Consider the following 14,823-nt stretch of genomic DNA (forward strand, 5'->3'; position numbering starts at 1 on the left):
GTGGATATCCTCAGTTTGAAGTGTCGGTCTCTGTTGATAAAAATAAAAATTTTAGTTTTTTATCCAAGCAATATCTGTTAATGGGGAATTGCCGCCGACGCCGCTTTGTGAAACAATCGATTCATTAGAATATTTCATTTTGGAGTCCATGTGATTGATAGTGACGGCTTTCGTGCAAATGTAGGCATCATTATCTGTAATCGCTTTGGGCAGGTGATGTGGGCCAGACGATTTGGTCAACATTCCTGGCAATTTCCGCAAGGTGGTGTGGATGAAGGCGAAAGCGCCGAGCAAGCCATGTATCGGGAGTTGTATGAAGAAGTTGGGTTAAGGCCTGAGCATGTGCAAATTTTAACCTCAACTCGTTCCTGGTTGCGTTATAGATTACCAAAACGGTTAATTAGGCAAGACAGTAAACCCTTATGTATCGGACAGAAACAGAAGTGGTTTTTATTACAATTGAAGAGTCAGGAGTCTGCCATCAATCTGGCGGCGAGCGGCCACCCGGAGTTTGATGACTGGCGGTGGGTCAGTTACTGGTATCCGGTCAGACAGGTGGTATCCTTTAAAAGAGACGTGTACCGCAAGGTGATGAAAGAGTTTGCGCCGACGGCATTGCCGTTTCAGGCCCAGGAAAGCGGCCACAGTGGCAGAAGAAGAGGTCGCCGCCGATAGGATAAGGCGATAAGTATCAGAGGAGAGATAGGCTGTGTTAAAGACGCTCAGAGACATTACTCAGGCCGTAGCCGCAGCCGACGATCTTCAATCTGCCCTATCTTTGCTTGTCAGCCAGACCAAGTCGGCAATGGAAACCCAGTGTTGCTCAATCTATATCTTAGAAGAGCAGGAACTGGTGCTGTCGGCCACCGACGGTCTCGATCCCAGAGCCGTAGGCAAGGTCAAGATGCCCATGAGCCAGGGCCTGGTTGGCCTGGTGGCCGAACGCGAAGAGCCGGTCAACTTGGCCGATGCCCAACAACACCCCAGATTTAAGCTATTTACCGAAGTCGACGAGGAAGATTTCCGTGCCTTTCTCGCCGTGCCCATCATCTATCAGAAATTAATCCTAGGTGTGCTGGTGGTGCAGCAGGCCGACGCGCGCCAGTTTAGTGAGGCGGAAGAGGCCTTCCTGATGACCCTAGCCGCCCAGCTGGCGGTTGCGGTGCGTGAGCAGCGTAAGAAGGCCGAGGTCAAATCGACGCCCAATAAGTGTGTCTACACGGGGACCTCGGCGGCCAGCGGCGTGGTGATCGCCCATGCCATGGTGCTGGGTGGCGAGATCCCCCTGGAGCAACAGGGACGTCGAACTCAAGAGGTAGATGACGAGCTGCTCGCCCTGAGTCAGGCTTTGGAGGCCTGTCGCAATACCCTGAGTGCCCTGTCTCAGCGCTTCGATGGCGAGAATGAGAAAGAGGTGCAATCTATCTTCTCCGCCTTGCAGCTGCTGCTGGACGACACCAGCCTGGGCGGTGAATATGTGCGGGAGATCCAGGCGGGATGGACGGCTATCTCGGCGGTGAGCCGGGTGTCTCTGCGTTACATAGATCATTTCCAGCAGATGCAAGACCCCTATATGCAGGAGCGGGCCACGGATATTCGCGATCTGGGGCAGAGGGTGCTGCGCGAACTGATCGAGCCGCAGAAGATGCAGCTGGAGCTGGATGTGCCGGTGATCCTGGTGACCAAGGAAGCCACGGCGACCATGTTGGCGGAGTTTCCCCAGCACAAATTAGTCGGCATAGTCACAGAGCTGGGCGGGGTGAACTCCCACGCGGCCATTCTGGCCCGGGCCTTCGGTGTGCCGGCGGTAATCGGCGTCGAGGGGATCCTCAACGCGGGGATAGACGGTAAGCAGCTTATTTTGAATGCCAATCGTGGGCAGGTGCTTATCTCGCCCACACCGACCCTGATAGGCGAGTATCGCAGCCTGATCTCGGCGGAGAAGGCGCTGCAGAAACGCTATGCCGAAGAGCTTTCTAAGCCTGCGACCACCCTGGATGATAGGCGTATTCATCTCTACCTGAATGCTGGGCTGTTAAGCAGCCTGGCCTCTGAGATCGCCGAAGGCGCCGATGGCGTAGGCCTGTATCGCACCGAGATCCCCTTCATGTTGCAGACTCGCTTCCCCAGTGAAGCCGAGCAGGTGGAGGTCTATCGTCAGGTGCTGGACGCGGCGCTCGGTCGCCCCGTGGTGATGCGCACCCTGGATGTGGGGGGCGACAAACCATTGTCTTATCTGCCTATCATAGAGGAGAATCCCTTCCTTGGTTGGCGCGGGATCCGCCTGACGCTGGATCATCCCGAGCTGTTTCTGGTGCAGCTCAGAGCCATGCTCAATGCCTCGGGCGGCGGTGAGCAGCTGCATATCCTGCTGCCAATGGTCTGTTGTCTCGATGAGATCGATCAGGCGATCGCCTACCTGGAGCAGGCCTATCTCGAGGTGAAGCAAGACGTGCATCCCGATCTGCAGCGGCCGAAGATAGGCATCATGCTGGAGGTGCCGGCGCTGCTGTTCCAGCTCGAAGAGGTGGCCAAGCGGGTCGACTTTATCTCTGTGGGCTCGAACGATCTGACCCAATATCTGTTGGCGGTGGACCGCAACAATCCCAGGGTCAGTACCCTGTACGACTCCTATCATCCGGGCATTTTACGGGCGCTGACCCAGGCGAGGCTGGCCTGCAGGGAATACCGGCTGCCCATCAGCGTCTGCGGCGAGCTGGCCGGTGAACCCTTGGGAGTCTTGCTGCTGGTGGCCATGGGCTATACCCAGCTGAGCATGAACCAGGGTAGCCTGGCCAGAATCAATTACCTGATCCGCCGGGTGTCTTATCAGGACCTGAGCGAGCTGCTTGCTCAGGCGCTGTCCCTCAGCAACGGCTTCGAGGTGAGGGAGCTGCTCTCCCTTTATCTTAAAGAGAAGGGCCTCGATGAATTCATCTAAGTGAGTTTCTCTCTGTGAGCGTTAGGCAATTTCAATCTGTCGGTAATTCCTTTAAGCTAATGCCTCCTTTCGCCACTGCCTTAGAGGTTTCATGTTCACCATAGTTGTCAGTTGTATTGCCCTCGGGGCCTTCATCGGCTTTATGGCGGGTCTGTTGGGAATAGGTGGTGGCGTGATAGCCGTTCCTGTCTTGCTGTTTCTTCTGCCCATGGCGGGCGTGGTGCCTGAACATCTTACCCATGTGGCCATTGCCACCTCGCTGGCGGCGATCATCTTAACCTCGCTTTCGTCGGCCCGGGCGCATCACGCCCGCGGTAATGTGCCCTGGCACCTGCTGACCATCATGCTGCCCGGTTTGATCGTCGGCGCGCTGTCGGCTGGATTTATCTCGTCGCTGTTTTCTGCCCAGCTGCTCAAGCAGGTGTTTGCCGGTTTCGTGGTGCTGATGGCGCTGCAGATGGTGTTTCCTTTTAAGGCAGCCGAGGGGGAGCGTAGCCTGCCTGCGGCGCCCTATCTGTTTATCGCCGCCGGACTTATCGCCATCATCGCCGCATTAATGGGTATAGGTGGCGGCATCTTGCTGATTCCGTTTTTAAGTTGGTGTGGCGTGCAGATGCGTCACGCCATAGGTTTCTCCTCTGTGACCGGGTTGATGATAGCCCTGTTTGGGAGTCTGAGTTATGTCTTTGCGGGCTGGGGAACACAAGGGCTGCCCGAATATACCCTGGGCTATATCTATCTTCCTGCCCTGTTTGGCATCGTCTGTACCTCTATGTTGACGGCGCCACTGGGGGCGAAGGCGGCCAGTGTCTGGCCCACGGCAAGATTAAAGAAAATCTTCGCCGTCATGTTATTCTTTATCGGGATCAAGTTAGCCCTCACCTAGGATAGGCGGTTAATGCGCGGCTAGGACTCGAATAAGGCAGGCGCCACGGGGCGTATCTAAGCAAAAATGATAAGTAGGATAAGATGAAACAGTATTTGGCATTATGTGAACGAATCATCAATGAGGGCGTCTGGGTTGAAAACGAGCGCACGGGAAAGCGCTGTTTAACCGTGATCAATGCCGATCTGGAATACGATGTGGCCGCAAACCAGTTTCCGCTGATCACCACGCGTAAGAGTTTCTGGAAGGGGGCGATAGCCGAGCTGCTGGGGTATCTCAGAGGCTATGACAATGCCGCCGATTTTCGAAAATTGGGTGCCAAGACCTGGGATGCCAATGCCAACGAGAACAGCGCCTGGCTGAATAACCCACACCGTAAGGGCCATGACGATATGGGCCGGGTGTACGGGGTGCAGGGCAGGGCCTGGGCCAAGCCGGATGGCGGCACTGTGGATCAACTGAGAAAGATCATCGATAACCTCTCTAGGGGGGTCGATGACCGCGGCGAGATCTTAAGCTTCTATAACCCCGGTGAGTTCCACATGGGCTGCCTACGTCCCTGCATGCATACCCATAACTTCTCTCTGCTGGGGGATACCCTGTACCTCAACAGTTTCCAGCGCTCCTGTGATGTCCCGCTAGGGCTGAATTTTAATCAGGTGCAGGTGTTTGCCCTGTTGGCGATTGTTGCACAGATCACCGGCCACAAACCCGGTAAGGCCTATCATAAGATAGTCAATGCCCACATCTATGAAGACCAGCTCCCGCTGATGCAGGAGGTACAGCTTAAGCGTGAGCCGTTCCCGTCGCCTCAACTGTATGTCAATCCCGATATCAAATCGCTGGAAGATCTCGAAACCTGGGTGACCATGGACGACTTCGAGGTCACTGGCTATCAGCATCATGAGGCGATTCAGTATCCCTTCTCTGTCTAAGGGTCAATCTTAAGACTGAGGAATTTCTGAGGTAAAGCGCGGCGAACTTCTGTGGAGTCGCCGCGTTTTATTAATCTATTCTGCATAAAAAATCTCCCTTTCAAACTGAATCTGCCTGTGATCCCTATCACGGATGGATTTAGTCGCCTCTGCCACTAGTTAGCACTGCATGCTATTGATTACTTCCGATTGACTGACTACACTTAATACCTCGGAATTACCGATGTATAATACCGATGCAAACGATTATTCAGCTAGGTTGCATTCCGCTAGACTCGATACATTAAGTGTTTTTGGAGTTTATTTATGGAAAAGGCGATTAGAAATTTTCTGAGCCAGGAATCGGCCGGTGGCATCTTATTGATGGCCGCCGTCATCTTGGCGATGATTATGGCGAACTCCCCGTTATCAGGCCTGTATCAAGGCTTCCTGCACACTGAGATGCAGGTGCGAGTGGGCAGTCTGGACATTGATAAGACGCTGATCCACTGGATTAACGACGGTCTGATGGCCCTGTTCTTCATGTTAATCGGTCTGGAAGTGAAGCGTGAATTGCTCGAAGGGGCGCTGTCGAGCCGCGAACAGGCATCACTGCCGACCTTTGCCGCCATCGGTGGCATGATCTTCCCCGCGGCGATTTACTTGATCTTTAACTATTCTGACCCCTTGACTCAGGTGGGCTGGGCGATCCCTGCCGCGACAGATATTGCCTTCGCACTCGGTATCATGGCCTTGCTTGGTAGCCGGGTCCCCGTGGCGCTTAAGGTCTTCCTGCTGGCGCTGGCCATCATAGATGACTTGGGTGTGGTGGTGATTATCGCCATGTTCTATAGCACAGATCTCTCGGCCGTTAGCCTGGTGGTTGCGGCGCTGGCGATTGTGGCCTTAGTGGGCCTTAATCGTAAAGGCGTTACCGCACTCGCACCTTATGGTGTCGTGGGTCTTATCCTGTGGATCGCCGTGCTTAAGTCTGGGGTGCACGCTACCCTAGCGGGGGTGATCATCGCCTTCTGTATTCCGCTTAGGGCCAAAGATGGTAGCTCACCCTCTGAGCATTTAGAGCATAGCCTGCACCCATGGAGCACCTTCGTCATCCTGCCAATCTTTGCCTTTGCCAATGCCGGGGTCGACCTGTCGGGCATGAGCCTGGGGGATCTGTTATCGCCCGTGCCTGTGGGCATTGCCCTAGGCCTGCTGCTGGGTAAGCCGCTCGGTGTGCTGTTATTTAGCTTCGTGGCGGTCAAGCTGAAGCTGGCTGCATTACCTGAGGGCATGGGCTGGCGTCATATCGCGCCCGTGGCCGTGATGTGTGGTATTGGCTTTACCATGTCGATGTTTATCTCATCCCTGGCCTTTATCGGCGATGGCGAGGTCTACGGCGATCTGGCGAGGCTTGGTATTCTGACCGGGTCGATCATGTCGGCTGTGATAGGTTATTTTTGGTTATCTAAGGTGCTTCCAGAGAAAGGAGAAAAATCATGAAAAAACTCGTCGTGACACTCATGCTCTCATTCGGTTTAACCGGGGGCGCCTATGCCAGCCAGCTCGAGGCCTGCGATAAAGATATCAATAGCGTCACCTGTCAGCATTATCTCGAAGGGGTGGTTGACGGTGCCCTGATGTTTAAACCTAAGGCGATGGGCAAGCGCTTAGAGAGTAATGGTTATGAGTCCCGCGCGCTCAAGTATCGCAGCGGTAAGCGCTTTGAGGAGGCTAACCGCACCTACTGCGAGGGGCGCCTGCCGGATCGCGACAGCTTGGTGCAGGGACTCTCCGAGGCCTTCGAGGCCGGTAAAGTGGACTCGATAGAGGCGCTGGGTGACATCATGTACAGCATGATGGATTGCCAACGCCTCAAATAATCAGGAGAGCTGCGAGTCTTGATGTCGCATCTGAATTACAACCATCTCTATTATTTCTGGATGGTGCACAAGAAGGGCTCGGTGGCCAAGGCCGCCGAAACCTTATGTTTGACGCCGCAGACGGTGACTGGGCAGATCCGCGTGTTGGAGCAGCGTCTTAACGGTACCCTGTTTAAACGGGTGGGGCGTAACCTGGAGCCCACAGAGTTGGGCGAACTGGTGTTTCGCTACGCCGATAAGATGTTTAGCCTGAGCTACGAGATGTTAGATATCCTGAATTATCAAAAGGATAATAATATCTTGTTCGAGGTGGGGATCGCCGATGCGCTCTCCAAGGCCTTGGCCAGCCGGGTGCTGCTCTCTGTGGTCCCCAGTGACGGCTCTATGCATCTTGCCTGCTATGAGGCGACTCACGAGAGCCTGATGGAGCGCCTCAGGGAGCACAAGCTGGATATGATCTTGTCTGACTGTGCCGGTGAATCCCTCAAGTATCCGGAGATCTTATCGAAGAAGCTCGGTGAGTGCGGCGTGGCGTTTTTCTCATCCACTACCTATGACAAGCCTTTCCCCGCCTGTCTGGAGGAGGGCAAACTCTTGATCCCGGGCAAACGCACCTCGCTGGGTCAGCAGCTGCATCACTGGTTCGATGAGAATGGCCTGGATGTCACCATACTCGGTGAGTTTGACGATGCCGCCATGATGAAGGCATTTGGCTTCTTCAAGCAGGGGATCTTCGTGGCGCCCTCCATCTATAAGCAGGATATTCTCGCCCATGACATGCAGCTGCTCGGCGAGACGGATGATATCAAAGAGGTTTATCATGTGATGTTTGCCGAGCGAATGATTCAGCATCCTGCGGTAAAGTCCCTTTTGGATACCGATTTTAGCGATCTCTTCGCCGGTAAGGATCTCGAGGTGGAGCGGCTATAAAACGGTGTGAAGCCGTCGGCCTAACTGGTACACTATCGCCAATCGAAAATAAGGGAGTAGTTGTGTGTCAGAGCCAATGAACATAGCCAGAGTAAGATGGGCGTGCCGACGGGGCATGTTAGAGCTTGATGTATTGTTTCAACCCTTTGTTGAGACCCAATATGAACAGCTGTCTTCAGACGACAAGACGGTTTTTGTTCGTCTGTTAGAGTGTGAAGATCCTGAGTTGTTTGCCTGGTTTATGGGCCATGAGGCCTGCCCAGATCCGCAGCTCGCCGAGATGGTGATCAAGGTTCGTGGCCGGGCGGCGCCATAACTTTCACCTGACAGCCTCCTTTGACCAGCGACTCTCGCTGGTCTGTTTCGCGGCCCTGTGCCTGAGTGCTTTTCTGGCCTGGCCGCCAATCTCCTACCCCTGGTTACTGCTTTTCAAGTACGGTCTGTTAACGGCCACGATTGCTTTCTTTCTCTATCAGTTTATTGCGCTAAGTCGCTGGTCGTTTGCCTTCTGGCTGGATGAATCGGGCAGGATAGGCCTTATCCGTGACAGGTTGGATAGTCAGCTCCAAGAGTCAAAAGTTGAAGAATCTGGTGAGGCAAGGCTGAGCTATCGCCGTGTCTGGGTCAGTCCCTTAGTCGTGCTGTTTTGGCTATATGAGGGGGAGCAGAGGCGCATGGCTATCTTGTGGCGGGATATGTTTGACGACACAGGTTATCGACACCTGTGTCGTCTACTGCTGAGGTTTGGCTGACCCGCGGCGCCGCTATTGCTCGGGATGCAATATGGTTGGCAGTGGGTTATTGGTCTTGTTGGGATGGTCGATATTGTAATGCAGCCCGCGACTCTCCTTGCGCTCCATGGCGCAGCGGATGATCAGCTCGGCCACCTGTACCAGGTTACGCAGCTCGAGTAAGTTGTTACTTACCCGGAAGTTACTATAGTACTCCTGGATCTCCTGCTGCAGCATGGCGCAGCGACGCAGGGCGCGTTCGAGGCGCTTGTCTGAGCGAACTATGCCTACATAGTCCCACATGAACAGACGTAGCTCATGCCAGTTGTGAGCGATCACAACCTCTTCATCCGAGTTAGACACCTTACTCTCATCCCAGGCGGGCAGCATACCCGGCATAGGGATCTTGGCGAGCTGGCTCTCAATATCCTCGGCTGCCGCGCGGGCAAACACCAGGCACTCCAGCAGCGAATTGCTGGCCAGGCGGTTGGCGCCATGCAGGCCAGTATAAGCCACTTCACCTATGGCATAGAGGCCGTTGAGGTCTGTCTGACCATGAAGGTCTGTCATCACCCCGCCGCAGGTGTAGTGAGCCGCGGGCACCACAGGAATCGCATCCTTGGTGATGTCTATCCCCAGCTCCAGACAACGTTTATAGATAGTCGGGAAATGCTTAATCACAAAGTCTGCGGGTTTATGTGTGATATCCAGATAGACACAGTCGACCCCGAGGCGCTTCATCTCATAGTCGATGGCGCGAGCCACGATATCACGCGGTGCCAGTTCGCCACGCTCGTCGAAGTCAGGCATGAAGCGGCTGCCATCCGGGCGCTTGAGATAGGCGCCTTCGCCACGCAGGGCCTCGGTCAACAGGAAGTTGCGAGCATCGGCGTGATAGAGACAGGTGGGGTGGAACTGGTTGAACTCCATGTTGGCCACCCGGCAACCCGAGCGCCAGGCCATGGCAATACCATCGCCCGAGGCGATATCCGGATTGGAGGTATATTGGTACACCTTAGAGCTGCCGCCTGTGGCTAGGGCAACGAAGCGAGCCTTAACGGTTTCGACATGCTCTTCGTCACGGTTCCACACATAGGCGCCGAGGACGCGGTTGCCGGGGCGCTTGAGTTTGCGTGTGGTAATAAGGTCGATGGCGTTATAGCGCTCAAGCACCTTAATATTGGGGTGGTTCTGGGCGCGCTCCTGAAGGGTCACCTGCACCTCTTTGCCCGTGGCATCGGCCGCGTGCAAGATGCGTCTGTGGCTGTGGCCACCTTCGCGGGTCAGGTGGTAGGGGGCATTGCTCTCGTCACCATCGGCGGTTTCTTCTTTGTCGAAGGCCACGCCGCAGTGAATCAACCACTCCATGGCGCTCTTGGCGTTTTCGGCGGTAAAGGTCACAACTTCTTCATCGCATAACCCGGCGCCGGCGATCAAGGTATCGGCAACATGAGATTCGATGGTATCCTCTTCATCGAATACTGACGCGATACCGCCCTGGGCGTAGTAGGTTGAGCCTTCGCTGAGTGGGCCCTTGGAGAGTAAGATTACGTTTGATTTTTCAGCCAGATGTAGCGCTAAAGTCAGACCAGCAGCCCCGCTGCCGATAACCAAAACGTCAGATTGATGTTCAACTACTTGTTTCATCAGGTATCATGGTAAGTTATGCGAGTATTGTCTATGGTAAACCAAGACGCCATTTATGGATACTGATCTCGCCGTAGAAAATAAATGTGGATATCGCAATTTTTTTAGAACTTTTTCGATGTGGGCTAGTCTACATATGTGAATATGATTCGAGCGACTGAGAAATCAGCATTTTAGATTTAGGAGTAGTCGGCTCGGATGAGTGGACAGATAAGTGATCAACAACTCGTTGAGCGAGTGCAACAAGGAGATAAAAACGCTTTTAACCTGCTGGTACATAAATACCAGAGCAAAGTGATTAACCTGATTGCACGTTATGTGCGTAATCAGGCCGACGTGGCAGATGTGGCACAGGAAGCCTTTATTAAAGCTTATCGTGCGCTGCCTAACTTTAGGGGTGAGAGTGCGTTTTATACTTGGTTGTATCGCATCGCGGTCAATACCGCGAAAAATCATTTAGTGGCACAGGGTAGGCGTGCGCCTGCCAACGATGTCGATGCGGAAGAGGCCGAATATTACGACGGCAGTGATGCGCTAAAGGAGTTTGCCTCCCCAGAGCGTCTCATGTTGTCAGATGAGATTCAGAAAGTGGTCTTCGATACGCTCGATACCTTGCCGGAAGAATTGAAGATGTCTATCTCTCTGCGTGAGCTCGATGGCATGAGTTATGAAGAGATTGCCAATGTGATGGAGTGTCCAGTGGGCACAGTGCGTTCACGTATCTTTAGGGCACGTGAAGCCATCGATAAGAAGTTGCAGCCTTTGCTGGAACGATGAAGCATTTTATTCGATACACTAAATTTATATGGGTGATAAATGGATAAGTTAGGTCAGGAATGGGTTTCCGCTGCCGTTGATGGTGAAATCGACGAGCAGGAGTTGGCGCAACTCGCCGCCGATACGGATTCACATGAAAAGTGGCGTGATTATCACATGATAGGTGATGCTATGCGTGGTGAGTTGCCGGCTGCGATCAATCTCGATCTCAGTGCCAACATTGCTGCAGCGATTGAGCTTGAGCCTAGTATCCTTGTGCCTAAGCGTGTCGAAACGCCTGAGGTGACGCCTCAACACGCCACTCAACATAGATTTGCGAGTGTTGTGCCACTGTTTAAGCAGTTTGGCCAATATGCCATCGCGGCCAGCGTCGCCTTAGTCGCCGTGATCGGTGTACAGAATTATAATCAGGGTGGCGTCGAAGATGCGCCTATGCCAGTGCTCAATACCCGTCCGCTGATTGGCAGTGCGTCGCCCGTGAGCCTACAGACTGGCCCGGTACAACAGAATCAAAGTTATACCAATGAGCGTGTGATGGAGCAGCGTCATCGCATCAACACCTATATTCAAGATCATATGCTGCAGCAAAGATTGAATAACAGTGCCAATATAGACGACAATGGTGAGCTCACGCCTATCCCGGTGAATCACTAAAAGCTATTTATACTGGTCACACTGACTATACTCTTTGTGTCGATTGGTATTATTAAGGAGTTAGCTTGCGTCTTATTTGGTTGGCCCTGTTAGTCCTCGTCTTCCCTGCCAGTGCGCAGGAAGAGTTGTCCGCTAAGGCTTGGCTCGAAAATATGAGCCTCGCCTTGAAAGGGCAAGAATTCAAGATGTCCCTGATCCATCTGCAAGCGGATCACATACGCCCCCTGGTTTATCTTCACGGCAAGGTCGACGACCATGAAGTCGCTTTCCTCGAGCATCTCAATGGCCCGCCGAAAAATGCCGTGCGCGTGGGTAATACCGTCACCTTTATCGAGCACGATCAGCCTGCCTACAGTGTCAGGGCCGAACGTATTCAAGGGGTATTGCCGCCTGCATTTGCCGGTTCTATCTCAGATCTCGAGTCGGGTTACCAGTTTGTCCTGGGCGGGCGCTCTCGCCTTGCGGGGCGGCCCGGTCAGCTAGTGCGCATCATACCTAACGATGATAACCGCTATAGTTATCAGGTGTGGCTGGATATGGATACCTATCTGCCGCTGCGCTACGACATGCTCAATCTTGAGAAGCAGCTGCTGGAGCAGGTGCTGGTGGTGGAGTTGATCGTCCTGGACGATGCGCCGGCGATTCTGCGTGAAGCCTACAAGCAGGAGTGGCCTGAGATCATGCCTCAGCCCCAGCGAGAGCAGGCCGATAACTGGCAATTCAAATGGTTACCTCAAGGTTTTAAGATCTTAGTCAAGGATAATCACAGACTTATCGGCAGCCACGAGGCGGTCGAGTATATCGCCCTGAGCGATGGTCTAGTGAATATCTCAGTATATGTGGCCAGAGCCGGCGAGACGGCGCTGCCCGACGAGCTGATGACCCGTAACGGACTCTCTTTGGCGACCGAGCGGGTGGGCAATGCCGAGGTGGTAGCCGTGGGCAAGGTGCCGGCGGAGACCCTGAGCCGTATCGCCAAGAGCATCACCATAGAGTAATCAGGCTATGATGGAAGAAACCGCCACAGTGATCAGGTGCCCTGGAGATGGCTGGGTCACGGTCGAAGTCAAAGTGAAAAATGCCTGTAATCATTGCGACAACAATGACACCTGTGGCACCTCGGCCGTCTCCAAGGCCTTCTCACCTAAGGTGCAGCGATTCTCGCTGCCCAGCGATGAACAGTATGAGCCGGGTGAACTGTTAAAGCTTGGCCTGCCCGAGAGCGTGATCTTAAAGGCGGCCGCCATCGTCTACCTCATGCCGCTGGCGGGGCTGTTTATCGGCGCCGCATTGGGACATTTCCTTGCTGACTTGTCGGGGCTTTCGAGCAGCGATCTGCTGGCTATTGTCCTAGGCGCAGGTGGGGCGGTGAGCGCCTGGTGGCTGGGACGGCGATGGGCTAAAGCCCTGGAGACTAACAGTCAGCCAGTCATTCTGTCACGCCTTGGCCGGACCATAGCGGGTATTTCCTCCGCCAGCTAGCCTATTATTTTCCTTGTCCGATGGATTCCAATTGGTATTCATTTTGCGATCGGGTACAATTCGGCACTTTTAGATCAATTTCAATTTCGAGTTTAGTCATTTCGCACAATGAAGCATATTAGAAACTTTTCGATTATTGCCCATATCGACCATGGCAAATCAACCCTTTCTGACCGTCTTATTCAAGAGTGCGGCGGCCTGTCTGATCGTGAGATGGCGGCGCAGGTATTGGACTCAATGGATCTCGAGCGCGAGCGCGGCATTACCATTAAAGCCCAGAGTGTGACTCTCGATTACAAAGCCAAAGATGGTGAAACCTACCAGCTGAACTTCATCGATACCCCTGGTCACGTGGACTTCTCCTATGAGGTGTCACGTTCACTGGCGGCATGTGAAGGCGCGCTCTTGGTGGTCGATGCCGGTCAAGGCGTTGAGGCGCAGACCCTGGCAAACTGTTATACCGCCCTGGATATGGATCTGGATGTGGTCCCTGTACTGAACAAGATTGACCTTCCCCAGGCTGATCCTGAGCGTGTTGCCGACGAGATCGAGGATATCGTCGGTATCGAGGCCGCCGATGCGGTGCGCTGCTCGGCTAAGACGGGTCTTGGTATCGGCGACGTGCTGGAAACTATCGTGGCGCAAATTCCGCCGCCAGAGGGCGATCCGGATGCGCCGCTGCAGGCGCTGATCATCGACTCTTGGTTCGACAGTTACCTGGGGGTTGTTTCCTTGGTGCGCATCAAGAATGGTGTGCTCAAGAAGGGTGACAAGTTCAAGGTGATGTCGACGGGTCAGACCCATAACGCCGATCGCGTCGGTATCTTTACCCCTAAGCAGACAGATACTGCCGAGCTGAAGACGGGCGAAGTAGGTTTCGTGATCGCCGGTATCAAGGAGATCCACGGCGCGCCTGTGGGCGATACCCTGACCCTGGCCAAGAATGGCGCCGAGAAGCCGCTACCCGGCTTTAAGAAGGTGAAGCCTCAGGTTTATGCCGGTGTATTCCCTATCTCGACAGACGACTACGAGAACTTCCGTGATGCGCTTAACAAGCTGAGCCTGAACGATGCGTCGCTCTTCTTCGAGCCTGAAACCTCATCTGCCCTGGGCTTTGGTTTCCGCATCGGTTACCTAGGTCTGCTGCATATGGAGATCATTCAGGAGCGTCTCGAGCGCGAATATAACCTGGATCTCATCACCACTGCGCCGACGGTTGTCTATGAGGTGGTGACCACTAAGGGCGAGACCATCTACGTCGATAACCCATCGGATCTTCCGCCGATGAACAACATCGAAGAGATGCGTGAGCCTATCGTTGAGACCAATATCCTGGTGCCGAAAGAGTATCTGGGTAACGTGATCACCCTGTGTGTCGAGAAGCGTGGCGTACAGACCAACATGGTTTACCACGGCAATCAGGTGGCGATCACCTACGATATGCCGATGGCCGAGGTGGTGATGGACTTCTTCGACCGTTTGAAGTCGACCAGCCGTGGTTATGCCTCGCTCGAATATAATTTTAAGCGTTTCGAGCCAGCCGACATGGTACGTCTGGACGTGTTGATCAACGGCGACCGCGTCGATGCGCTGGCGATGATCCTTCACAAGGCAAACGTGCGCTATCAAGGCCTGGCCTTGGTGAACAAGATGAAGGAGCTGATCCCAAGACAGATGTTCGATATTGCGATTCAGGCGGCCGTGGGCAGCCAGATCATCGCGCGTTCATCGGTCAAAGCCCTGCGTAAAGACGTAACCGCTAAGTGTTACGGCGGCGACGTCTCTCGTAAGAAGAAGCTGCTGCAGAAGCAGAAAGAGGGTAAGAAGCGCATGAAGCAGGTGGGTAACGTCGAAGTACCGCAAGAGGCCTTCCTCGCCGTGTTGAAGATCAATGAGTAATCACTTTTTAGTTAAGAATTGTTAATAGTGATTGATAATGAGCGCCGCGGTTTGCGGCGCTTTGTTTGTTACAGTATAA

15 protein-coding genes are annotated in these 14,823 nt (G+C 53.9%); 14 read left to right on the forward strand and 1 reads right to left on the reverse strand.

What is annotated here, in order from left to right; all coding sequences use genetic code 11:
- Positions 1-150: 150 nt before the first annotated feature.
- The 9 genes from rppH to L1D47_RS01580 all read left to right on the forward strand — a co-directional run bounded on the left by rppH (position 151) and on the right by L1D47_RS01580 (position 8,306).
- On the forward strand, positions 151-675 hold the full coding sequence (gene rppH / locus L1D47_RS01540; RefSeq protein WP_041510328.1) for an RNA pyrophosphohydrolase: 525 nt from the start codon (positions 151-153) through the stop codon (positions 673-675).
- A gap of 34 nt (positions 676-709) precedes the next feature.
- A complete protein-coding gene (gene ptsP / locus L1D47_RS01545; RefSeq protein ID WP_239849833.1) occupies positions 710-2,941 on the forward strand; it encodes a phosphoenolpyruvate--protein phosphotransferase in 2,232 nt (743 codons plus the stop codon).
- A 91-nt stretch (positions 2,942-3,032) separates the two neighbouring features.
- Complete coding sequence (locus L1D47_RS01550) at positions 3,033-3,827, forward strand: sulfite exporter TauE/SafE family protein (RefSeq protein WP_239882288.1); 795 nt, start codon at positions 3,033-3,035, stop codon at positions 3,825-3,827.
- 83 nt (positions 3,828-3,910) lie between these two features.
- Entirely contained in the window at positions 3,911-4,762 is an 852-nt protein-coding gene (locus tag L1D47_RS01555) for a thymidylate synthase (protein WP_239882289.1), read from the forward strand.
- Positions 4,763-5,068: 306 nt separating this feature from the next.
- Entirely contained in the window at positions 5,069-6,244 is a 1,176-nt protein-coding gene (gene nhaA, locus L1D47_RS01560) for a Na+/H+ antiporter NhaA (RefSeq protein ID WP_041510332.1), read from the forward strand.
- Complete coding sequence (locus L1D47_RS01565) at positions 6,241-6,624, forward strand: hypothetical protein (protein ID WP_041510333.1); 384 nt, start codon at positions 6,241-6,243, stop codon at positions 6,622-6,624. Before nhaA ends, L1D47_RS01565 begins: the two co-directional genes overlap by 4 nt.
- A gap of 21 nt (positions 6,625-6,645) precedes the next feature.
- Complete coding sequence (gene nhaR, locus L1D47_RS01570; RefSeq protein ID WP_041510334.1) at positions 6,646-7,554, forward strand: transcriptional activator NhaR; 909 nt, start codon at positions 6,646-6,648, stop codon at positions 7,552-7,554.
- A 76-nt stretch (positions 7,555-7,630) separates the two neighbouring features.
- A complete protein-coding gene (locus L1D47_RS01575; RefSeq protein WP_041510335.1) occupies positions 7,631-7,870 on the forward strand; it encodes a succinate dehydrogenase assembly factor 2 in 240 nt (79 codons plus the stop codon).
- Entirely contained in the window at positions 7,851-8,306 is a 456-nt protein-coding gene (locus L1D47_RS01580) for a protein YgfX (protein WP_239882290.1), read from the forward strand. The genes L1D47_RS01575 and L1D47_RS01580 overlap by 20 nt, the downstream gene beginning before the upstream one ends.
- A 12-nt stretch (positions 8,307-8,318) precedes the next feature.
- On the opposite strand, the gene nadB is transcribed toward L1D47_RS01580, so the two are convergent.
- The gene (gene nadB, locus L1D47_RS01585; protein WP_041510337.1) at positions 8,319-9,932 is read right to left on the reverse strand and encodes an L-aspartate oxidase; all 1,614 of its coding nucleotides are present in this window, start codon (positions 9,930-9,932) and stop codon (positions 8,319-8,321) included.
- Between the two features lie 198 nt (positions 9,933-10,130).
- Between nadB and rpoE the strand changes: the two genes are divergently transcribed.
- From rpoE to lepA, 5 genes are all read left to right on the forward strand, one after another.
- The gene (rpoE, locus tag L1D47_RS01590; RefSeq protein WP_239882291.1) at positions 10,131-10,709 is read left to right on the forward strand and encodes an RNA polymerase sigma factor RpoE; all 579 of its coding nucleotides are present in this window, start codon (positions 10,131-10,133) and stop codon (positions 10,707-10,709) included.
- A 39-nt stretch (positions 10,710-10,748) separates the two neighbouring features.
- A complete protein-coding gene (locus L1D47_RS01595) occupies positions 10,749-11,363 on the forward strand; it encodes an RseA family anti-sigma factor (protein ID WP_239882292.1) in 615 nt (204 codons plus the stop codon).
- A gap of 65 nt (positions 11,364-11,428) precedes the next feature.
- The gene (locus L1D47_RS01600; protein ID WP_041510339.1) at positions 11,429-12,361 is read left to right on the forward strand and encodes a MucB/RseB C-terminal domain-containing protein; all 933 of its coding nucleotides are present in this window, start codon (positions 11,429-11,431) and stop codon (positions 12,359-12,361) included.
- A 7-nt stretch (positions 12,362-12,368) separates the two neighbouring features.
- A complete protein-coding gene (locus L1D47_RS01605) occupies positions 12,369-12,845 on the forward strand; it encodes a SoxR reducing system RseC family protein (RefSeq protein ID WP_239882293.1) in 477 nt (158 codons plus the stop codon).
- A 108-nt stretch (positions 12,846-12,953) separates the two neighbouring features.
- Complete coding sequence (gene lepA, locus L1D47_RS01610; RefSeq protein WP_041510341.1) at positions 12,954-14,744, forward strand: translation elongation factor 4; 1,791 nt, start codon at positions 12,954-12,956, stop codon at positions 14,742-14,744.
- The last annotated feature ends 79 nt before the right edge of the window (positions 14,745-14,823 follow it).

Source organism: Shewanella sp. Isolate7 (assembly GCF_022398425.1).
Taxonomy (GTDB): Bacteria; Pseudomonadota; Gammaproteobacteria; order Enterobacterales; family Shewanellaceae; genus Shewanella.